This window comes from Streptoverticillium reticulum (assembly GCF_047456005.1).
GTDB classification, from domain to species: Bacteria; Actinomycetota; Actinomycetes; order Streptomycetales; family Streptomycetaceae; genus Streptomyces; species Streptomyces reticulum.
In genome coordinates this window covers 2,619,352-2,638,329 of the sequence record NZ_CP179755.1, presented here as the reverse complement: position 1 = coordinate 2,638,329, position 18,978 = coordinate 2,619,352, and the positions used below count along the sequence as shown (strand labels likewise).

At 72.5% G+C, this 18,978-nt stretch carries 20 protein-coding genes and 5 tRNA genes; 19 read left to right on the top strand and 6 right to left on the bottom strand.

Annotation, left to right across the window (positions count from 1 at the left end; all coding sequences use genetic code 11):
• The first annotated feature begins 1 nt into the window (after nucleotide 1).
• The 8 genes from ACMATS_RS11750 to ACMATS_RS11715 all read left to right on the top strand — a co-directional run bounded on the left by ACMATS_RS11750 (nucleotide 2) and on the right by ACMATS_RS11715 (nucleotide 3,260).
• Nucleotides 2–733, top strand: coding sequence for an HAD family hydrolase (locus ACMATS_RS11750; RefSeq protein WP_414167863.1), 732 nt, complete (start codon nucleotides 2–4; stop codon nucleotides 731–733).
• 88 nt (nucleotides 734–821) lie between these two features.
• Nucleotides 822–893 (top strand) — tRNA-Gln (locus ACMATS_RS11745).
• A gap of 69 nt (nucleotides 894–962) precedes the next feature.
• A tRNA-Glu gene (locus tag ACMATS_RS11740) sits at nucleotides 963–1,035 on the top strand.
• Nucleotides 1,036–1,075: 40 nt separating this feature from the next.
• Nucleotides 1,076–1,148, top strand: a tRNA-Glu gene (locus ACMATS_RS11735).
• Nucleotides 1,149–1,164: 16 nt separating this feature from the next.
• Nucleotides 1,165–1,236: transfer RNA gene (locus ACMATS_RS11730), tRNA-Gln, on the top strand.
• Between the two features lie 36 nt (nucleotides 1,237–1,272).
• Nucleotides 1,273–1,345, top strand: a tRNA-Glu gene (locus ACMATS_RS11725).
• An 87-nt stretch (nucleotides 1,346–1,432) separates the two neighbouring features.
• On the top strand, nucleotides 1,433–2,323 hold the full coding sequence (locus tag ACMATS_RS11720; protein WP_390776699.1) for an MEDS domain-containing protein: 891 nt from the start codon (nucleotides 1,433–1,435) through the stop codon (nucleotides 2,321–2,323).
• Complete coding sequence (locus ACMATS_RS11715; RefSeq protein ID WP_414167862.1) at nucleotides 2,313–3,260, top strand: anti-sigma factor RsbA family regulatory protein; 948 nt, start codon at nucleotides 2,313–2,315, stop codon at nucleotides 3,258–3,260. Before ACMATS_RS11720 ends, ACMATS_RS11715 begins: the two co-directional genes overlap by 11 nt.
• Nucleotides 3,261–3,396: 136 nt before the next feature.
• Here ACMATS_RS11715 and ACMATS_RS11710 read toward each other — a convergent pair whose 3' ends face one another.
• Nucleotides 3,397–4,125 carry an IclR family transcriptional regulator gene (locus ACMATS_RS11710; RefSeq protein WP_390776701.1) on the bottom strand — a complete coding sequence of 243 codons (729 nt, stop codon included), beginning with the start codon at nucleotides 4,123–4,125 and terminating at the stop codon, nucleotides 3,397–3,399.
• Between the two features lie 102 nt (nucleotides 4,126–4,227).
• On the opposite strand from ACMATS_RS11710, the gene leuC reads away from it, so the two are divergent.
• The 4 genes from leuC to ACMATS_RS11690 all read left to right on the top strand — a co-directional run bounded on the left by leuC (nucleotide 4,228) and on the right by ACMATS_RS11690 (nucleotide 7,435).
• Nucleotides 4,228–5,652, top strand: coding sequence for a 3-isopropylmalate dehydratase large subunit (gene leuC / locus ACMATS_RS11705; RefSeq protein WP_390776702.1), 1,425 nt, complete (start codon nucleotides 4,228–4,230; stop codon nucleotides 5,650–5,652).
• A gap of 6 nt (nucleotides 5,653–5,658) precedes the next feature.
• The gene (gene leuD / locus ACMATS_RS11700) at nucleotides 5,659–6,252 is read left to right on the top strand and encodes a 3-isopropylmalate dehydratase small subunit (RefSeq protein ID WP_390776703.1); all 594 of its coding nucleotides are present in this window, start codon (nucleotides 5,659–5,661) and stop codon (nucleotides 6,250–6,252) included.
• 169 nt (nucleotides 6,253–6,421) lie between these two features.
• Nucleotides 6,422–6,667, top strand: a complete 246-nt coding sequence (locus ACMATS_RS11695; RefSeq protein WP_390776704.1) for a hypothetical protein — start codon at nucleotides 6,422–6,424, stop codon at nucleotides 6,665–6,667.
• 123 nt (nucleotides 6,668–6,790) lie between these two features.
• Entirely contained in the window at nucleotides 6,791–7,435 is a 645-nt protein-coding gene (locus tag ACMATS_RS11690; RefSeq protein ID WP_391151726.1) for an HU family DNA-binding protein, read from the top strand.
• A gap of 133 nt (nucleotides 7,436–7,568) precedes the next feature.
• Here ACMATS_RS11690 and ACMATS_RS11685 read toward each other — a convergent pair whose 3' ends face one another.
• Entirely contained in the window at nucleotides 7,569–7,781 is a 213-nt protein-coding gene (locus ACMATS_RS11685; protein ID WP_390776706.1) for a hypothetical protein, read from the bottom strand.
• Between the two features lie 10 nt (nucleotides 7,782–7,791).
• Nucleotides 7,792–8,448: a 2-phospho-L-lactate guanylyltransferase gene (gene cofC / locus ACMATS_RS11680; RefSeq protein ID WP_414167861.1), complete on the bottom strand. Its 657-nt coding sequence runs from the start codon at nucleotides 8,446–8,448 to the stop codon at nucleotides 7,792–7,794.
• A gap of 168 nt (nucleotides 8,449–8,616) precedes the next feature.
• Here cofC and ACMATS_RS11675 point away from each other — a divergent pair, with 168 nt between their 5' ends.
• The 3 genes from ACMATS_RS11675 to ACMATS_RS11665 are packed head-to-tail and all read left to right on the top strand — an operon-like array spanning nucleotide 8,617 to nucleotide 11,562.
• Nucleotides 8,617–9,366, top strand: a complete 750-nt coding sequence (locus ACMATS_RS11675; protein WP_336416289.1) for a lysophospholipid acyltransferase family protein — start codon at nucleotides 8,617–8,619, stop codon at nucleotides 9,364–9,366.
• On the top strand, nucleotides 9,363–10,364 hold the full coding sequence (locus ACMATS_RS11670; protein WP_390776708.1) for an NAD(P)H-dependent glycerol-3-phosphate dehydrogenase: 1,002 nt from the start codon (nucleotides 9,363–9,365) through the stop codon (nucleotides 10,362–10,364). The genes ACMATS_RS11675 and ACMATS_RS11670 overlap by 4 nt, the downstream gene beginning before the upstream one ends.
• Nucleotides 10,365–10,398: 34 nt before the next feature.
• Nucleotides 10,399–11,562 (top strand): D-alanine--D-alanine ligase family protein, encoded by a 1,164-nt coding sequence (locus ACMATS_RS11665; protein ID WP_390776709.1) that lies wholly within the window; start codon nucleotides 10,399–10,401, stop codon nucleotides 11,560–11,562.
• A gap of 7 nt (nucleotides 11,563–11,569) precedes the next feature.
• On the opposite strand, the gene ACMATS_RS11660 is transcribed toward ACMATS_RS11665, so the two are convergent.
• Complete coding sequence (locus ACMATS_RS11660) at nucleotides 11,570–12,064, bottom strand: DUF3515 domain-containing protein (protein ID WP_391151731.1); 495 nt, start codon at nucleotides 12,062–12,064, stop codon at nucleotides 11,570–11,572.
• 20 nt (nucleotides 12,065–12,084) lie between these two features.
• The gene (locus ACMATS_RS11655) at nucleotides 12,085–12,318 is read right to left on the bottom strand and encodes an Lrp/AsnC family transcriptional regulator (RefSeq protein WP_336416285.1); all 234 of its coding nucleotides are present in this window, start codon (nucleotides 12,316–12,318) and stop codon (nucleotides 12,085–12,087) included.
• A 150-nt stretch (nucleotides 12,319–12,468) separates the two neighbouring features.
• On the opposite strand from ACMATS_RS11655, the gene ACMATS_RS11650 reads away from it, so the two are divergent.
• Together ACMATS_RS11650 and thiD are read left to right on the top strand one after the other, a co-directional pair.
• Complete coding sequence (locus tag ACMATS_RS11650) at nucleotides 12,469–13,455, top strand: thiamine-phosphate kinase (RefSeq protein WP_336416284.1); 987 nt, start codon at nucleotides 12,469–12,471, stop codon at nucleotides 13,453–13,455.
• Nucleotides 13,456–13,465: 10 nt separating this feature from the next.
• Nucleotides 13,466–14,263, top strand: coding sequence for a bifunctional hydroxymethylpyrimidine kinase/phosphomethylpyrimidine kinase (gene thiD, locus ACMATS_RS11645; protein ID WP_414167860.1), 798 nt, complete (start codon nucleotides 13,466–13,468; stop codon nucleotides 14,261–14,263).
• Nucleotides 14,264–14,370: 107 nt separating this feature from the next.
• Here thiD and rpmB read toward each other — a convergent pair whose 3' ends face one another.
• A complete protein-coding gene (gene rpmB, locus ACMATS_RS11640) occupies nucleotides 14,371–14,556 on the bottom strand; it encodes a 50S ribosomal protein L28 (RefSeq protein ID WP_003957616.1) in 186 nt (61 codons plus the stop codon).
• Nucleotides 14,557–14,807: 251 nt separating this feature from the next.
• On the opposite strand from rpmB, the gene ACMATS_RS11635 reads away from it, so the two are divergent.
• Together ACMATS_RS11635 and recG are read left to right on the top strand one after the other, a co-directional pair.
• Nucleotides 14,808–16,490, top strand: a complete 1,683-nt coding sequence (locus ACMATS_RS11635) for a DAK2 domain-containing protein (protein WP_414167859.1) — start codon at nucleotides 14,808–14,810, stop codon at nucleotides 16,488–16,490.
• A 167-nt stretch (nucleotides 16,491–16,657) separates the two neighbouring features.
• Nucleotides 16,658–18,868, top strand: a complete 2,211-nt coding sequence (gene recG, locus ACMATS_RS11630) for an ATP-dependent DNA helicase RecG (RefSeq protein ID WP_414167858.1) — start codon at nucleotides 16,658–16,660, stop codon at nucleotides 18,866–18,868.
• The last annotated feature ends 110 nt before the right edge of the window (nucleotides 18,869–18,978 follow it).

Below are 18,978 nucleotides of genomic sequence, written 5' to 3'. Positions count from 1 at the left end.
CATGGCCGTACGCGCAGTGCTGTGGGACGTCGACGACACCCTCTTCGACTACACGGGGTCCGACCGCCGTGGGGTGCTGCGGCATCTGGAGGCCGAGGGCGTCGCCCTCGGCGACGGCGGGGCCGAGTCGGCCTGGCGGCTGTGGCGCGACGTGATGGAAGTCCAGTTCGCCCGCTTCCTCGCCGGCGAGCTCGGCTTCCGGGAACACCGCCGCGAGCGCGCACGCGCCTTCCTGGGCGCCCCGCTGGGCGACGCGGAGGCCGACGCCTGGTTCGCCCGCTACATCGCGCACTACGAGGCCGCCTGGACCCTCTTCCCGGACGCCCGCCCCGCCCTGGACGCCCTCGCCCCGCTCTACCGGCAGGCGGTGCTCTCCAACTCCGCCACCAGGCACCAGAAGCGCAAGCTGCGCACCCTGGGAGTCCGCCGCCGCTTCGAACGCGTGCTGTGCGCCGACCGGATCGGACGGGCCAAGCCCGACCCGCGCGCCTTCCGCGCCGCCTGCGCGGCCCTGTGCCTGGCCCCCGGCCAGGTCGTCTACGTGGGCGACCAGCTGTGGACGGACGCCGTCGCGGCCCGGGACGCCGGGCTGCACGGCGTGTGGCTGGACCGTACGGGCGAGGCCGCGGAGGCGGTCGTTCCGGAGGGGGTGCGGCGGATCGGAGGGCTCGGTGAGCTGCCCCTGCTGCTGCGCGGAGTTATCGATTTTGGAGCCCCGTCCACCTTCGGGTAATGTTCTTCCTGCGCCGCCCGAGAGGGCCGAGAGGCCGGAGCGGAGGGCGCAAGCCGGACAAGACCCCTTCCGGGGGGTGGAGTTACGGTGGGGTATGGTGTAATTGGCAGCACGAGGGTTTCTGGTTCCCTTAGTCTAGGTTCGAGTCCTGGTACCCCAGCAAGAGAAAATCGCTTCGAATTCTCTTGATAAGCTTCGGAACGAAGCAAGAAGCAAAAGCGCAGTGCAAGCCCCCGTTGTGTAGCGGCCTAGCACGCCGCCCTCTCAAGGCGGTAGCGCCGGTTCGAATCCGGTCGGGGGTACTGATTCCTGGAGGGGGAAACCTCAAAAGGGATCGCTAGGGCCCCCGTTGTGTAGCGGCCTAGCACGCCGCCCTCTCAAGGCGGTAGCGCCGGTTCGAATCCGGTCGGGGGTACTGGTTGAAACCACCATGGGCTATGGTGTAATTGGCAGCACGAGTGATTCTGGTTCATTTAGTCTAGGTTCGAGTCCTGGTAGCCCAGCGCGTTTTGTTCCGAAATCTTCGGGACGAAAAGCAGGCCCCCGTTGTGTAGCGGCCTAGCACGCCGCCCTCTCAAGGCGGTAGCGCCGGTTCGAATCCGGTCGGGGGTACAAGAGGAAAGAATGCCTTTCGCTTCGGCGGAGGGCATTTTTTCGTGCGCCCTTCCGCGGTATCGGGGGCGGCGCGATAATCCCCGCATGGTCCATGCCCATGGCGTGCGCCGCCGCGTCCACGTCGGTGACCTCCGGCCCGGCGACCACGCATGTCTGCTGTTCACGTCGGACGAGGAGCGGGCCTCGGTCCTGCGGGACTTCGTCCTGGGGGGCCTGGACGCGGACGACAAGATCCTCTACCTCACCGCGGAGCCGGCCCCGCCCGGACCCGACGCCCTGCTCCGGCGGTGCCGCCCCGCGGGCGTGCCCGCCGTGCCGGCCGGGCGGCTCGAAGTGGTCGCGCTCGCCGAATTCCTCACCGCCGAGGGGCGGTTCGAGCCCGCGGCCGTGCTCGCGCGGCTGCGCACGGCGGCCGACCGGTCGCAGGCCGAGGGGCGCCGCGCGCTGCGCGTCGCGGGGGACCTCTGCGCGGACGGGGTGCCGGACCTCCAGCGGCTGCTGGAGTACGAGGCGCTGCTGGACGGGGAGTTCGGCTCCGGCCGGGCACTGGCCGTCTGCCAGTACGACCTGCGCCGCTGCGGGCCGGGCGCACCGGACGCCCTCGAATCGGCGCACGCCGGCAGCGTCGAGGCGGACCCGCTGGTCCGCACGGCCGACCTCGTCGTGGTCCGCACCTACCGGCCGCAGGGCCTGCGCATCGAGGGCGTGGTCGACGCCGGGGCCCACCCCCGCCTGCGGGACGCGCTGCGCTCGGTGGCGGCCGTCCGCGAGGACGTGCGGCTGGAGATGTCCCGGGTGGAGTTCCTGGACCTGGCGGGCCTGCGGCTGCTGATGACCTTCGCCCGGGCCCGTGCCGCCCGGCACTGCACGGTCGAGCTCACCGGGCTGCTGCCGCACCTGCTGCACGTCATCACGATGATCGGCTGGGACCGCACCCCGGGCCTCCGGCTGGGGGCGGCGGCCCATGCCTGCTGACGGATTCGTGCACCATGCATGTCTGTACGGCACCGACGCGGAGTTCCTGGCGACGGCGGTGCCGTTCGTCCGGGACGGGCTGGCGGCGGGGGAGCCCGTGCTGGCCGCCACGACGCCCGCCAACATCGACCTGCTCCGGCGGGCCCTGGGGGAGCGGGCGCACGCGCTGGACACCGCCGAGACCGCGTACTTCGGGCGCCGGCCCGTGGAGCGCGTCTCGGCCTTCCTGCGCTACCACGACCGCCGCGCCCGCCCCGGGCGCCGCACGCGGGTGCTCGCGGAGCCGGTGTGGTGCGGGAGGTCCGCGCGCCAGGTCGCGGAGTGGAAGCGCATGGAGTCCGGGCTCAACGTGCTGCTGGCCGGGCTGCCGGTGTGGATGATCTGCCCGTACGACACCAGGAACGTCCCGGCGGACGTGGCCCGGGCCGCCTGTGCCACGCACCCGGCCCGGCTGGACGGCCGGCGCCTGATCCCGTGCACCGGCTACGCCGAGCCGGCGGCCTACGCGGCCGGGGTGGCCCCGCCGCGGGCCCCTGCGCCCGCAGGGGCGGCGCGGACGGGCCCGACGGCCACGGCGGCCACGGTGCGGCTGTTCGCCCGCGAGAGAGCCGTTGCGGCGGGTCTGCGCGGGGAACGGCTGGGGCTGGCCGTCCTGGCCGTCTGCGAGGCCGCGGGGTACCTGCTGGCGCCGGCGGGCACCCGGGTGGCCCTCCGGGCCTGGGAGGAGCCGGGACAGCTCGTCTACGAGCTCCTGTGCACGGGGCTTGCCCCGGTTCCGGCACCGATGTTCGCGGGCTACCGCCCGCCGGGGGAGCGGCCGGGGACGGAGGACGGGCTGTGGCTGGCGCGGTCCTTGGCGGAATCCCTGGACATCAGGGCCCAAGGGGCCCTGACCCGGCTGACCCTACGGGTGAAGGGACCGCGCACGTTCGGCTGAGGCGGGGTGGTTGCTGCCCGGTGGGCACAACCGAAGTGGGCCGCGCCCCGTCAGGGGCGCGGGGAACTGCGCGAGCAACCCCCACCGGCCCGCAGCCGACAGAAGACCAGGGTGACCGCCCACCCCCAGGGGACCCTCACCCGTTACGGCGCAGGGACTCCGTCAGCCGCGCCGCCGCGTCCAGCACCGCCTGGGCGTGCATCCGCCCGGGGTGGCGGGTCAGCCGCTCGATCGGCCCGGAGACCGACACGGCCGCGACCACCCGGTTCGACGGCCCCCGCACCGGCGCCGACACCGAGGCGACGCCCGGCTCGCGCTCGCCGATGGACTGGGCCCAGCCGCGCCGCCGCACGCCGGACAGCGCCGTCGCCGTGAACCGCGCCCCCTGGAGCCCGCGGTGCAGCCGCTCCGGCTCCTCCCAGGCCATCAGCACCTGCGCAGCAGACCCCGCCTTCATCGGCAGCGTCGAGCCCACGGGCACCGTGTCCCGCAATCCGGACAGCCGTTCCGCCGCGGCGACGCAGATGCGCATGTCGCCCTGGCGCCGGTAGAGCTGCGCGCTCTCGCCCGTCACGTCGCGCAGGTGCGTGAGCACGGGCCCGGCCATGGCCAGCAGCCGGTCCTCGCCCGCGGCGGCGGCCAGCTCGCTCAGCCGGGGGCCGAGGACGAACCGGCCCTGCATGTCGCGCGCCACCATCCGGTGGTGCTCCAGGGCGACCGCCAGCCGGTGCGCGGTCGGGCGCGCGAGACCGGTCGCGGTGACCAGCCCGGCGAGGGTCGCAGGACCGGCCTCCAGAGCGCTCAGCACGAGGGCTGCCTTGTCGAGTACGCCCACACCGCTCGAGGGGCCATTGGTGTTGTCCATGAAACGATACTCACGTCTCACACTGTGAAACGCAAGTTCACATTTCCGCGAGACGCGCCACTCTGGACGGACACCACCCACGAACCGACGAATGGGACAGCGATGGGACGGACACTCGCGGAGAAGGTCTGGGACGACCACGTCGTCACGCGCGCCGAGGGCGAACCCGATCTGCTCTTCATCGACCTGCACCTGCTCCACGAGGTGACCAGCCCGCAGGCCTTCGACGGCCTGCGCAAGTCCGGCAGGAAGGTCCGCCGGCTCGACCTCACCATCGCCACCGAGGACCACAACACCCCGACCCTCGACATCGACAAGCCCATCGCGGACCCCGTCTCCCGCACCCAGCTGGAGACCCTGCGCGCCAACTGCGCCGAGTTCGGCGTGCGGCTGCACCCGCTGGGCGACGTCGAGCAGGGCGTCGTCCACGTGGTGGGACCCCAGCTGGGGCTGACCCAGCCCGGCACGACGGTCGTCTGCGGCGACAGCCACACCTCCACCCACGGCGCCTTCGGCGCCCTCGCGTTCGGCATCGGCACCAGCCAGGTCGAGCACGTCCTGGCCACCCAGACGCTCCCGCTGGCCCCGTTCAGGACGATGGCGGTGACGGTCGAGGGCGAACTGCCCGACGGCGTCACGGCGAAGGACCTGATCCTGGCCGTCATCGCCCGTATCGGCACCGGCGGCGGCCAGGGCTACGTCATCGAATACCGCGGCCCCGCCATCGAGAAGCTGTCGATGGAGGCCCGGATGACGGTGTGCAACATGTCCATCGAGGCGGGCGCCCGGGCCGGCATGATCGCCCCCGACGACACCACCTTCGCGTACCTCAAGGACCGCCCGCACGCCCCCCGGGGCGCGGACTGGGACGACGCCGTCGCCTACTGGCGCACCCTGCGCACCGACGACGACGCGGTGTTCGACCACGAGGTCGTCATCGACGCCTCCACGCTGACCCCGTTCGTCACCTGGGGCACCAACCCGGGCCAGGGCGCACCCCTGTCGGCGTCGGTTCCCGACCCGGCCTCGTACACCGACCCGTCCGAGCGCAGCGCGGCCGAACGGGCCCTGGAATACATGGGATTGACGGCGGGTCAGGCGCTGCGCGACATTCGCGTGGACACCGTCTTCGTGGGCTCGTGCACCAACGGCCGCATCGAGGACCTGCGCGCCGCGGCGGACGTGCTGCGCGGCCGCGCGGTGGCCGACGGGGTGCGGATGCTGGTCGTCCCCGGCTCGGTACGGGTGGGCCTGCAGGCGGTCGACGAGGGCCTGGACAAGGTGTTCACCGCGGCGGGCGCCGAGTGGCGGCACGCGGGCTGCTCGATGTGCCTGGGCATGAACCCCGACCAACTCGCGCCCGGCGAGCGGTCGGCGTCGACCTCCAACCGCAACTTCGAGGGCAGGCAGGGCAAGGGCGGCCGCACCCACCTCGTCTCGCCCCAGGTGGCCGCCGCCACCGCCGTGCTGGGCCGGCTCGCCTCGCCGGCCGACCTGTCCGACGTCACTGCCACCACGGGGGTCTGAGCCACCATGGAAGCCTTCACCACGCACACCGGCCGGGCCGTTCCGCTGCGCCGCAGCAACGTCGACACCGACCAGATCATCCCTGCGCACTGGCTGAAAAAAGTCACCCGGGACGGTTTTGAGGACGGGCTCTTCGAGGCCTGGCGCAAGGACCCGCAGTTCGTGCTCAACCGGCCCGAGCGCGCAGGCGCCTCGGTGCTGGTCGCCGGACCGGACTTCGGCACCGGCTCCTCGCGCGAACACGCCGTGTGGGCCCTGCAGAACTACGGCTTCCGCGTCGTGGTCTCCTCCCGGTTCGCCGACATCTTCCGCGGCAACTCGCTCAAGAACGGCCTGCTGACCGTGATCCTGCCGCAGGACACCGTGGAACGGCTGTGGGAGCTCACCGAGGCCGACCCCACCGCCGAGGTGACGGTCGATCTCGTCGCGCGCGAGGTACGGGCCGAGGGCATCACGGCCGGTTTCGACCTTGACGACAACGCCCGGTGGCGACTCCTGGAGGGTCTGGACGACATCGGACTGACCCTCCGGCACGAGGCGGACATCGCCGGGTACGAGGCCGCCAGGCCCGCGTTCAAGCCCTCGACGACCGTCGTCTGAGGCCCATTCGAGCTCATTCGGCCCAGTCCGTACCCCCGCTTCGGGACCCCGGATTTTCGCTGCTCACCCGGGGTTTGGCATGATGCGCCCCCTGTCTTCGGACAGGGGGCGCACCGCTTTGTTGAGGCCCCGTGAAGCGACAACTCGCCTCAGATGGCACAATCGGTGCATGGAACGCGACAGCCAACTCGAGCTCTACCGGCTTGTCGCCGACCGAATGAAGGAAGCGCACTCGAGGGTGCGCGCACTGCAAGTCCCCGAGGACGTACGGGTGGCACTGTCCAGGCAGCTGCTGGCCATCACGGCTTCGGCGAAGCACGATCTCTCAGGCGCGGCAAGGCGTCTGGACCGGCTGATGAACGACCTCGACGAGGGCCGTTTCCCTTCAGAGCGCGGCACCGACGGAACTCCGTGACGGGTCGGGTTCGTTGCGGCACAAGGGTGATTAGACCGTTTCGTGTTTGATTTGCGGTATATATCTGCCTAACGTGCGAAAAAAGCTGGAACACTTTCCGGCGAAGTCTCCGAAGGGGAAGACGTGAACAAGGCGCAGCTCGTTGAAGCGATTGCCGACAAGGTCGGTGGCCGGCAGCAGGCCGCGGACGCGGTCGACGCGGTGCTGGACGCGATTGTCCGCGCGGTGTGCGCCGGCGACCGTGTTTCGGTCACCGGTTTCGGCTCGTTCGAGAAGGTCGACCGCCCGGCCCGTTACGCCCGCAACCCGCAGACGGGCGAGCGCGTGCGGGTCAAGAAGACCTCGGTGCCCCGCTTCCGTGCGGGCCAGGGCTTCAAGGACCTGGTGGCCGGTACCAAGAAGCTCCCGAAGGGCGGCGAGGTCGCCGTCAAGAAGGCGCCCAAGGGCAGCCTTTCGGGCGGCACGGCCGTGAAGAAGGCCGCTGCGAAGAAGGCCACGGCCAAGAAGGCGGCCGCGAAGAAGACCACCGCCAAGAAGGCAGTGACCGCGAAGAAGACCACCGCGGCGAAGAAGGTCACGGCGAAGAAGACCACGGCCAAGAAGGCGGCGACCACCGCCAAGAAGACCGTGGCGAAGAAGACCACCGCCAAGAAGACCGTGGCGAAGAAGACCGCTCCGGCGAAGAAGGCCGCCGCGGTCAAGGCTCCGGCCAAGAAGACGACGGCGCGCAAGACCACCGCCAAGAAGACCACTGCCAAGAAGAAGTAGGCAGCGGACGCAACGGCGTCACCGCCGGGCCGGTCTCCCTGAAGGGGAGGCCGGCCCGCGGTGCGTTGTGCCCCGAAGGGGCGCGAGGAACTGCGCGATCAGCCCGAGCCGACCCGCAGTCGACGCACAAACGTCAAAACGTCTGCAACGTCACCAAAGTCACACGGCGCTCCCCGGAGCCGCCTTCGGGCGCGGCGAACTCGATCCGCACCCGCTGCCCCGCCCGAAGCAGCCGCAGGCCCCCCGCGTCGAACGCGGCCGCGCCGAACGGCACCGGCGTGCCGTCATCCAGGAGAACGCTCCCGGACCGGGTCTGGGGATCGAAGGTGAACGCGGTGGCCTGCATGCCGTCCAGCCTATGCCCTGGCGCGCCCCGCGCCGGACCGCAGCGGTCCGGCCACCGCCGCCGTGCGCGGCCCCGTGCCCAGCGCGAGAACGGCCCGCAAATCGACTTCCGTGTCCACGTCGCGGCGCACGGAATCCACGCCGTCGAGCAGGATCTCCCGTGCCCCGGAAGCCCGGTGCCGGGCGCGCGAACGGCCCTCGAACGCCGGAGCCAATTCCATTCCGGGGGCCGCGGCCAGCAGGGTCGTACCGATTCCCGCGGCATCCGCGAGAAATGCGCGCGGGAATTCCGCGGCACGCTCGAGTACCCGCTCGAGTTCTGCGGGCCGGAGTGCCGGAAGGTCCGCATTGAGTGTGGCCACCGCGCCGTCCGGGAGCCGTTCCCGTACGCTCCGCGCGCCGTGTGCCAGCGCCGCGTTCAGCCCGCCGCCCCCCGGCGGCTCGGGCAGCACCCGGGCGCCCAGGGCGGCCAGTCCGGCGCCTGCCAGCGGGTCGTCCGTGACGACCGCCACACCCCGCACCACCGGGCACGCCAGTGCGGCCTCCACGGTGTCCAGGGCGAACGCCAGGGCCAGCGCGGGCCGCGGCGGGCGCCCCGGGCCCGCAACCCCGAGGCGGCTCTTGGCCAGGGCCAGCGACTTCACCGGCACCACCAGAGTCCAGCGCACCCGTCCCCCTCTCTTCGCTCCGGTCCCATTCTCGCCGCTGCCGCGGCCGCCCGCGGAGCGCGGGGTTACGGTGTTCTCGACAGACCGGGCACCTGGGGCGACACTTGTCCGGCCCCGGGTGCGTTACCGGCCCGTGCCGGATCCATGTCCCAAGAGAAGGGTGACCGAGTGTCCCGCCGCAGAATCGGCTTCTGGTACCGCCTTGCCGCGGTGTTGGCAAAACCGCCGCTCGTGGTTCTGTTCAAGCGGGACTGGCGTGGAATGGAGCACATTCCGGCGGACGGCGGATTCATCACGGCCGTCAACCACAACTCGTATCTCGACCCGCTGTCCTACGCGCACTACCAGTACAACACCGGGCGCGTGCCCCGCTTCCTGGCCAAGGCCGCACTGTTCAGGGGCAGCTTCGTCGGCGCGATACTGCGCGGCACCGGGCAGATCCCCGTCTACCGCGAGAGCGCCGACGCCGCGACCGCGTTCCGGAACGCGGTCGACGCCATCAACAAGGGCGAGTGCGTGGCCTTCTACCCCGAGGGCACCCTCACCCGCGACCCCGACATGTGGCCCATGGAGGGCAAGACGGGTGCCGCCCGCGTCGCCCTGCTCACCCGTGCCCCGGTCATCCCGGTCGCCCAGTGGGGCGCCAACGAGGCGATGCCGCCGTACGCGAAGGAGAAGAAGCTGCGGCTCTTCCCCCGCAAGACCCTCAAGGTGCTGGCCGGTCCGCCCGTCGACCTCTCCGCCTTCTACGGGCAGGAGCCCACGGCCGAGGTGCTGCGCGCGGCCACCGAGAAGATCATGGCGGCCATCACCGAACTCCTCGCCGAACTCCGCGACGAGCCCGTCCCTGCAGAACCGTACAACCACAAGAAGGCGCGCGCCGCTGCCCGCCGGAAGGACCAGGAGGACAGCAAGTGACGCGCTGCGCCGTCTTCGGCACCGGCTCCTGGGGCACCGCCTTCGCGATGGTCCTCGCCGACGCGGGCTGCGAGGTGACGATGTGGGGCCGCCGCGCCTCGCTCGTCGAAGCCCTCAACACCGGCCGCACCAACCCCGACTACCTTCCCGGCGTCGAACTCCCCACGGGCATCCGGGCCACCACCGATCCCGCGGAGGCCGCCCGCGACGCGGACTTCACCGTCCTCGCCGTGCCGTCGCAGACGCTGCGCGCCAACCTCACCGAGTGGGAGCCCCTGCTGGCCCCCGGCACCGTGCTCGTCTCCCTGATGAAGGGCGTCGAACTCGGCACCGCCAAGCGGATGAGCGAGGTCGTCGAGGAGGTCGCCAAGGTCGGCCCCGAGCGGGTCGCCGTCCTCACCGGCCCCAACCTCGCCAAGGAGATCGCCGCCCGGCAGCCCGCCGCCGCCGTGGTCGCCTGCCGCGACGAGTCCGTGGCCCGGCGCCTCCAGGCGGCCTGCCACACCGCGTACTTCCGCCCGTACACCAACACCGACGTGGTCGGCTGCGAACTCGGCGGCGCCGTCAAGAACGTCATCGCGCTCGCGGTGGGCATCGCCGACGGCATGGGGCTCGGCGACAACGCCAAGGCCTCGCTCATCACCCGCGGTCTGGCCGAGACGACCCGGCTGGGCCTGGCCATGGGTGCCGACGCGCACACCTTCGCCGGTCTCGCGGGCATGGGCGACCTCGTGGCCACCTGTGCCTCGCCGCTGTCGCGCAACCGCACCTTCGGCGCCGGCCTCGGCCGCGGGATGACCCTCGCCGAGACGATCGCGGTCACCAAGCAGACCGCCGAGGGCGTCAAGTCCTGTGAATCCGTGCTCGATCTGGCCCGGCGTCATCATGTCGACATGCCGATCACGGAGACCGTCGTGGGCATCGTGCACGAGGGAAAGCCGCCCATGGTGGCCCTCAAGGAACTGATGTCGCGCAGCGCCAAGCCCGAGCGGCACTGACGCATCCCCGCCCAGCAGGTACTCTCGACGCGATATGAGCAGCGAGACCTCCCCCCAGAGCACCGGCCGCAAGCCGCGCGTCGCGGTCGTCTTCGGCGGCCGCAGTTCCGAGCACGCCATCTCCGTGGTCACCGCGGGCGCCGTGCTGCGAGCCATCGACCGGACCAAGTACGACGTGCTGCCGATCGGCATTACCACCGACGGCCGTTGGGCGCTGACCGCCGACGACCCCGAGCGGATGGCGATCGCCGACCGCACGCTGCCGAGCGTCGAGCAGCTCGCCGACTCGGCCGACGGATCGGTGCTGCTGCCCGTCACCCCGCACAGCCGTGAGGTCGTCTACACCGAACCCGGCGCCGTTCCCAAGGCGCTGGGCGAGGTCGACGTCGTCTTCCCCGTGCTGCACGGCCCCTACGGCGAGGACGGCACCCTGCAGGGCATGCTCGACCTGGCCGGCATCCCGTACGTGGGCGCGGGCGTGCTCGCCTCGGCCGTCGGCCAGGACAAGGAGTACATGAAGCGGGTCTTCACCTCCTTCGGACTGCCCGTCGGCCCGTACACGGTGATCCGCCCCCGCGAGTGGCAGACCGGCCCCGAAGGGGAAAAGGGCGCAGCCGCCCGCAAGAAGATCGTGGACTTCGCCGGCGAGCACGGCTGGCCGCTCTTCGTGAAGCCCGCCCGGGCCGGCTCGTCCATGGGCATCACCAAGGTCGACGACCTCGCCGGCCTGGACGAGGCCATCGCCGAGGCGCAGCGCCACGACCCCAAGATCATCGTCGAGTCGCTGCTGCGCGGCCGCGAGATCGAGTGCGGGGTGCTCGAGTTCGAGGACGGCCCGCGCGCCAGCCTGCCCGCCGAGATCCCCCCGGTCACGGCCCACGACTTCTACGACTTCGAGGCCAAGTACATCGACTCGGCCGCCGGGATCGTGCCCGCGCCGCTCACCGAGGACGAGACCCGGCGCGTCCAGGAGCTCGCGGTACGGGCCTTCGACGCGGCCTCCTGCGAGGGCCTCGTCCGGGCGGACTTCTTCCTCACCGAGGACGGCGAGTTCGTCATCAACGAGATCAACACCATGCCCGGCTTCACCCCGATCTCCATGTACCCGCGCATGTGGCAGGAGAGCGGCGTGGGTTACGCGGAGCTGGTCGACCGCCTCGTCCAGGCGGCGCTGCGCCGCCCGACGGGCCTGCGCTAGGCAGCGGCTAGGAGATGATCCCCTCGGGGATCGTCTTCTTGACGGCGTCGGCGAGATCGGTCAGCGCACCGATGTCGCCGGCGTCGCCGGTGACCTGCTTCGGCAGCGTCACCTCGACCCAGGCCTCGCGCAGGGTGGTGGTGCAGCGCACGCTGCCGTCGGACTGCTTCTCGGGCAGCCAGTCGACACCGTTGATCTCCGCCGCGTCCGCGCCCGGATTGCGCTGCAACAGCTCCGGCTTCGGAACCCCGCAGCGCAGGACGATCGCCGGACGGCTGCCCCAGGCGGCGGTAAAGTCCGAAGCGGGAACCGGATCGTGCCGCTCGCGGCCGTCCACGGTCCCCGGCAGTTCCTTGTGCAGCGCCCGGCAGAGCGCGGCCTCGGCGGCCGGCGGCGTGGGTGCCGCCGGCGCCGCGGGCCCGCCCGGGGCCGAGCAGGCCACGGCCGTCAGCAGCAGGGCAACAGCGGACAGGCCGGGGGGCCGGCGGAGCGAAGACTTCACCGGCCGAGCATACGGGGGACCTAGATATGGACGACCGGGCAGGTCAGCGTGCGGGTGATGCCCTCCACCTGCTGGACTTTGGCCACCACCATGCGGCCGAGGTCGTCCACCGTGTCGGCCTGGGCGCGCACGATCACGTCATAGGGACCCGTGACGTCCTCGGCCTGGATCACCCCCGGGATCTTGGAGATGACATCGGCCACGGTCGACGCCTTGCCGACCTCGGTCTGGATCAGGATGTACGCCTGTACCACGGAACCTCCAGGGCGGCTACGAGGATCATGTGGGGAGAAGAGACGCCACGGTACCGCGTCACTGCAGGCTGAGGGGAGACCCGCGCGGCCTGCGCGGCGCGGCAGCACCCGGTGAGGACACCGGAACGGAACACTCCGAGGAGGAGCTCAGTGAAAGGCACCGTGGGCGAGCTGGGGGAGTTCGGGCTCATCAGAGAGCTCACCTCCCGGCTCACCACCACCCCGGCGGTACGGCTCGGGCCGGGTGACGACGCCGCGGTGGTCGCCGCCCCCGACCGCAGGGTCGTGGCCAGTACGGACGTCCTCCTGGAGGGGCGGCACTTCCGCCGCGACTGGTCCACGGCCTACGACGTGGGCCGCAAGGCGGCCGCGCAGAACCTGGCCGACATCGCCGCCATGGGCGCGGTGCCCACCGCGGTGCTGCTCGCCCTCGTGGTGCCCGCCGAACTGCCCGCCACCTGGCCCGTGGAGCTGATGGACGGCATCCGCGACGAGTGCCAGGTCGCCGGGGCCGCCGTGGTCGGCGGGGACGTCGTGCGCGGGGAGACCATCACGGTGGCCATCACGGCCCTGGGCGACCTGCGCAACCACGAGCCGGTCACCCGCTCCGGCGCCCAGCCCGGCGACGTGGTCGCCGTGACCGGCTGGCTGGGCTGGTCCGCGGCCGGGCTCGCGGTGCTCGTCCGGGGCTTCCGCTCGCCCCGCGCCTTCGTCGAGGCCCACCGGCGCCCCGAGCCGCCGTACCACGCCGGTCCCGCCGCGGCGGCGCTCGGCGCCACCGCCATGACCGACATCAGCGACGGCCTGATCGCCGACCTCGGGCACATCGCCGACGCCAGCAAGGTCCGCATCGACCTGCACACGGCCGCGATCGACGTGCCCACGCAGATGTCCGACATCGGGCAGGCGGTCGGCGTCGACCCGCTGCAGTGGGTGCTGACCGGGGGAGAGGACCACGCCATCGTGGCCACTTTCCCGCCGGACGTGAAGCTGCCCGCCCGCTGGAAGGTCATCGGCGAGGTGGTCAGCCCCTCCGCCCTGCCGCAGGTCACCGTCGACGGCGCCCCCTGGGACCGGGCGGGCGGCTGGGACCACTTCGGGGACCTGGACGCCGAGGACCAGCGGGGCGACTTGTAGATTCGGCCGTATGCCGATACCTCCACGCGTGCTCACCGTCGCCGGGTCCGACTCCGGCGGCGGCGCCGGCATCCAGGCCGACCTGAAGACGATGCTCGCCCTCGGCGTGCACGGCATGAGCGTCGTCACCGCCGTCACCGCCCAGAACTCCCGCGGCGTCCAGGGCTCCTGGCCGCTGCCGGCCGAGACGGTGCGGGCCCAGTTCCGCAGCGTCGTCGACGACATCGGCGTCCAGGCGGTCAAGACCGGCATGCTCGCCTCGGCCGAGCTCGTGGAGACCGTGGCCGGTCTGCTGGCCGGGGTGCACGCGCCCGTGGTCGTCGACCCCGTGGGCGTCTCCAAGCACGGCGCCCCGCTGCTGGCCGCGTCGGCGCTCGACGCGGTCCGCGGCAGGCTGCTGCCGCTGGCGACGGTCGCCACGCCCAACCTGGACGAGGTCGCCTGGCTGACCGGGGTCCGCGTGGTGGTCGAGGCGGACCTGCGCAAAGCGGCGGACGCCGTGCTGGCCTTCGGCCCGGAGTGGGCCCTCATCAAGGGCGGCCACCTGGACGGCCCGGACGCGGTGGACCTCCTGACGGACGGCGAGGAGGAGTACTGGCTGCGGGCGGTACGCCACCCGAACCGCCACACGCACGGGACGGGCTGCACGCTGGCCAGCGCGATCGCCTCGGGGCTCGCGAAGGGGTATCCGGTGCCCGAGTCGGTGACCCGGGCCAAGGACTACGTGACGGGCGCGATTGCGGCCGGCTTCCCGCTGGGCGGGGGGATCGGGCCGGTGGATCACGGGTGGACGTTCCGCGCCCCGTAGGGGCGCGGGGAACTGCGCGCCCAGCCACGGACAGCCCGCAGACAAAGCAAAAACCGGCCCACCGCGAGGTGGACCGGCTTCGGCAACCGGCGGGGCTGCGCTAGCGATTAGCGCGAGACCTTGCCGGCCTTGATGCACGAGGTGCAGACGTTGAGGCGCTTCGGCGTCCGACCGACCACGGCACGCACACGCTGGATGTTCGGGTTCCAGCGACGGGACGTACGGCGGTGCGAGTGCGAAATGTTGTTGCCGAAGCCCGGCCCCTTGCCGCAGACGTCGCAGTTGGCAGCCACGGGTCACTCCAAAGACTTCAGATGCACTTACGGGAAATCCCAGCGTGCCGGGTCGATGGTGACTTGGCTTGCCAGGGAAAGCCTGACTCTCGTCAGGCAACCGGAGCAGCATACAACGACCGCTCCTGGACAACGAAACTACCATGACCGGCCCGGACCCCGCCCGGCCTGCCCTTCCCCGCCCGGGACGGGAACCACGCCGGACTAGGCTGCCCACTGCCCCAGCCCCGAGCCGTCCGAGGAGGACCCAGGTGCCGCACACGCTCGACGCCGACGCGGTACGCACCTGGTGCGCCCTGGCGCTGGACGCGCTGGGCCGGGCCCGCGAGGAGATCGACGCGATCAACGTGTACCCCGTCGCCGACGGGGACACCGGCACCAACCTCTACCTGACCGTGGAGTCCGCGGCCCGCGCCGTGGACGCCGCCTTCGACGGCCACGCCACCACCGGCCCCGGCTCCCGGCCCGGGCTCCCCGAGGCCGTCCGGGCCATGGCCCACGGCGCGCTCATAGGGGCCCGCGGCAACTCCGGCACGATCCTGGCCCAGCTGCTCCGCGGCATGGCCGAGGTGCTGACCTCCGCCGGTGACGAGGATCACCACGGCGGCACGGGCGGCGCCCTGCTGCGCCGGGCCCTGGAGCGCGCGGTGGAGTCCGCGTACGAGGGCGTGGCCCGCCCGGTGGAGGGCACCGTGCTCACCGTGGCCGCGGCCGCCGCCGAGGCCGCCGCGGCCGTCCCGGGCGCCGCCGCGGCGGAGACCGCCCGCGCCGCGTACGAGGGCGCCCGCACCGCCCTGGAGGCCACCCCCCGCCAGCTCGACGTCCTCGGCAAGGCCGGCGTGGTCGACGCGGGCGGCAGGGGCCTGGTGGAGGTGCTGGGCGCGCTGTCCAGCGCCCTGGCGGGCGGCACGCCCGGCCCGGAGACCGCCGGGCCCGCACCGCTGGCCACGCGCGCGTGGACGGAGGGCGCGCACCACCCCGAGGGCTGCCGGGCCGACTTCGGCGGCGCCGGCACCGGCGCCGAGCCCGCCTTCGAGGTGATCTACCTGCTGGAGGCCGCCGACGAGGCCGTCGCCCGGCTGCGCACCTGCCTGGACGCGCTCGGCGAATCGCTGGTCGTCGTGGGCGGCGACGGGCTGTGGAACGTCCACGTGCACGTCGACGACGCCGGAGCGGCCGTCGAGGCGGGCATCGACGCCGGGCGCCCCCACCGGATCCGCATCACCCACTTCGGCGGCGCCGCCCAGGAGCGCACCCGCACCCGCGAGCGGGTCCAGCGCGCCGTGGTCGCCGTCGTCCGCGGCGAGGGCCTGGCCACGCTGTGCACGGAGGCCGGGGCGACCGTGGTGGCCGTGCGCCCCGGGGAGCCGCCCGCCAGCGGCGAGCTGGTCCAGGCCGTGCGCCGGGCCCACGCGCGCGAGGTGGTGCTGCTGCCCAACGACGACGACCTGCGCCACACCGCCGCGGCCGCCGCCGAGCAGGCCCGCGCCGAGGGCGTGCGCGTCGCCGTCATCCCCACCCGCTCCCCGGTCCAGGGCATCGCCGCCCTCGCCGTCCACGAGCCCGGCCGGCGCTTCGACGAGGACGTCGTCGCCATGACCTCCGCCGCGGGCGCCACCCGGTACGCGGAACTCGCCGTCGCCGAGCGGCAGTCCTGGACCATGGCCGGCGTCTGCCAGGCCGGGGACGTCCTCGGCCTGATCGACGGCGACGTCGCCGTCATCGGACAGGACCTGGCCGCCACCGCCGGGACCGTCCTGGACCGGATGCTCGCGGCGGGCGGCGAGATGGTCACCCTCGTCCTCGGCGACGAGGTCCCCGACGCCGTGGCGGACCGCCTGGAACGGCACGTGCGGGACGCCCACCTGGCCGTGGACACCGTCGTCTACCGCGGCGGCCGGCAGTGCGCGCCGCTGCTCATCGGGATCGAATGATGCGCACCTGACCGGCACTGTCACACCCATGGTGTGCAATGGGGCATGTGCCCGCCCTAGACGAACCCCTCAAGAAGACCCTCGGCGGCAACACCGCGCTGCGGTTCTCTGGGGGATAACCCCCAGACCCCCAGCCGAAAACCCGTGGCGGAGCCCCTGGAGACAACGTGCTGCTCTCTGAGCCCCTCAACAAGAGCCTCGGCGGCAACACCGCCAAAGTGATGGCCGAGCACCTCGGCCTGCACACGGTCGGCGACCTGCTGCACCACTACCCGCGCCGCTACGCCGAGCGCGGTGAGCTCACGCGGCTGAACGACCTGCCGCTGGACGAGCACGTCACGGTCGTCGCCCAGGTCTCCGACGCCCGCGTGCACAAGTTCAACGCCGGCCGGGGCCAGCGCCTGGAGGTCACGCTCACCGACGGCAGCGGGCGGCTGCAGCTGGTCTTCTTCGGGCGGTCGATCTACCACCACCAGAAGGAGCTCCTGCCCGGGCGCCGCGGCATGTTCGCGGGCAAGGTCGGCACCTTCCGCAACGTCCGCCAGCTGTCGCACCCCGCCTACGAGATGCTCGGCAAGGACAGCGGCGCGGACGCCGTCGAGGCCTGGGCCCAGCAGCTCATCCCGCTCTACCCGGCCTGCGCCCAGATGGAGTCCTGGAAGATCTCCAACGCGGTGGACGTGGTGCTCGCCTCCCTGGAGGCCACCGGCTGGGAGGCCGTCACCGACCCGCTGCCGCCCGCCCTCCAGGAGGGCCGCGGACTGCTGCCGCTGCCCGAGGCGCTGCGCAAGGTCCACCGGCCGCGCACCAAGGCCGACATCGAGGACGCCCGCGCCCGGCTGAAGTGGGACGAGGCCTTCGTCCTCCAGGTCGCCCTGGCCCGCCGCCGGCACGCCGACGCCCAGCTCCCGGCCGTGGCCCGCAAGCCCGTCGCCGGAGGCCTGCTCGACGCCTTCGACGCCCGGCTGCCGTTCACCCTGACCGAGGGCCAGCGCCAGGTCTCCGCCGAGATCTTCGACGACCTGGCCACCGAGCACCCCATGCACCGGCTGCTGCAGGGCGAGGTCGGCTCGGGCAAGACGTTGGTCGCCCTGCGCGCCATGCTCGCCGTCGTCGACGCGGGCGGCCAGGCCGCGATGCTCGCCCCCACCGAGGTCCTCGCCCAGCAGCACCACCGGTCGGTCACCGAGATGATGGGCGACCTCGCCGAAGGCGGCATGCTCGGCGGCTCGGACCAGGGCACCAAGGTCGTCCTGCTCACCGGCTCGATGGGCACGGCGGCCCGGCGGCAGGCCCTGCTCGACCTGGTCACCGGCGAGGCCGGCATCGTCATCGGCACGCACGCCCTCATCGAGGACAAGGTCCAGTTCCACGACCTCGGCCTGGTCGTGGTCGACGAGCAGCACCGCTTCGGCGTCGAGCAGCGCGACGCCCTGCGCTCCAAGGGCAAACAACCGCCGCACCTGCTCGTCATGACCGCGACCCCGATCCCGCGCACCGTGGCCATGACGGTCTTCGGCGACCTGGAGACCTCCGTCCTGGCCCAGCTCCCGGCCGGCCGCTCGCCGATCGCCAGCCACGTCGTGCCCGCCAAGGACAAGCCGCACTTCCTCGCCCGCGCCTGGGAGCGCGTGCGCGAGGAGGTCGAGGCCGGGCACCAGGCGTACGTCGTCTGCCCGCGCATCGGCGACGAGGAGGAGCGCGCGAACGGCAGGAAGAAGTCCCCGGAGTCTCCGGAGTCCCCGGAGGACGAGGCAGAGAAGCGCCCGCCGCTCGCCGTCCTGGAGGTCGCCGAGCAGCTCGCCAAGGGCCCGCTGGCCGGGCTGCGCGTCGAGGTGCTGCACGGCCGTATGCAGCCCGACGCCAAGGACGACGTGATGCGCCGCTTCGCCGCGGGCGAGGTGGACGTCCTCGTCGCGACGACGGTCATCGAGGTCGGCGTGAACGTCCCCAACGCCACCGCGATGGTGATCATGGACGCGGACCGGTTCGGCGTCTCCCAGCTGCACCAGCTGCGCGGCCGCGTCGGCCGCGGCTCGGCGGCCGGCCTGTGCCTGCTGGTCAGCGAGATGCCCGAGGCCAGCCCGGCCCGCGCCCGGCTGGGCGCGGTCGCCTCGACGCTGGACGGCTTCGAGCTGTCCCGGATCGACCTCGAACAGCGCCGCGAGGGCGACGTGCTCGGCCAGGCGCAGTCCGGCGTCCGCTCGTCGCTGCGGATGCTGGCCGTCATCGACGACGAGGAGATCATCGCGGCAGCCCGCGAGGAGGCGGCGGCGGTGGTGGCGGCCGACCCCGAGCTGGACCACCTTCCCGCCTTGCGCACGGCTCTGGACGCCTTGCTGGACGAGGAACGGGAGGAATTCCTCGACAAGGGCTAGCGTCCCGAAGGGGCGCGGGGAACTGGGCGACCAGCCCCCACCGGCCCGCAGCCAACGAACCGCCTACGCTGATGACGCGGCGCCAGCCGCACAGCGCACTCACACCGCGA

Bases quoted from the DNA above. Each gene is read 5' to 3' on its own strand.
- ACMATS_RS11665 (WP_390776709.1), top strand. From the start codon at position 10,399: ATGAGCAGCGAGACCTCCCCCCAGAGCACCGGCCGCAAGCCGCGCGTC.
- ACMATS_RS11750 (WP_414167863.1), top strand. From the start codon at position 2: ATGGCCGTACGCGCAGTGCTGTGGGACGTCGACGACACCCTCTTCGAC.
- ACMATS_RS11720 (WP_390776699.1), top strand. From the start codon at position 1,433: ATGGTCCATGCCCATGGCGTGCGCCGCCGCGTCCACGTCGGTGACCTC.
- leuD (WP_390776703.1), top strand. From the start codon at position 5,659: ATGGAAGCCTTCACCACGCACACCGGCCGGGCCGTTCCGCTGCGCCGC.
- thiD (WP_414167860.1), top strand. From the start codon at position 13,466: ATGCCGATACCTCCACGCGTGCTCACCGTCGCCGGGTCCGACTCCGGC.
- ACMATS_RS11685 (WP_390776706.1), bottom strand. From the start codon at position 7,781: ATGCAGGCCACCGCGTTCACCTTCGATCCCCAGACCCGGTCCGGGAGC.
- leuC (WP_390776702.1), top strand. From the start codon at position 4,228: ATGGGACGGACACTCGCGGAGAAGGTCTGGGACGACCACGTCGTCACG.
- ACMATS_RS11710 (WP_390776701.1), bottom strand. From the start codon at position 4,125: ATGGACAACACCAATGGCCCCTCGAGCGGTGTGGGCGTACTCGACAAG.
- ACMATS_RS11715 (WP_414167862.1), top strand. From the start codon at position 2,313: ATGCCTGCTGACGGATTCGTGCACCATGCATGTCTGTACGGCACCGAC.
- ACMATS_RS11695 (WP_390776704.1), top strand. From the start codon at position 6,422: ATGGAACGCGACAGCCAACTCGAGCTCTACCGGCTTGTCGCCGACCGA.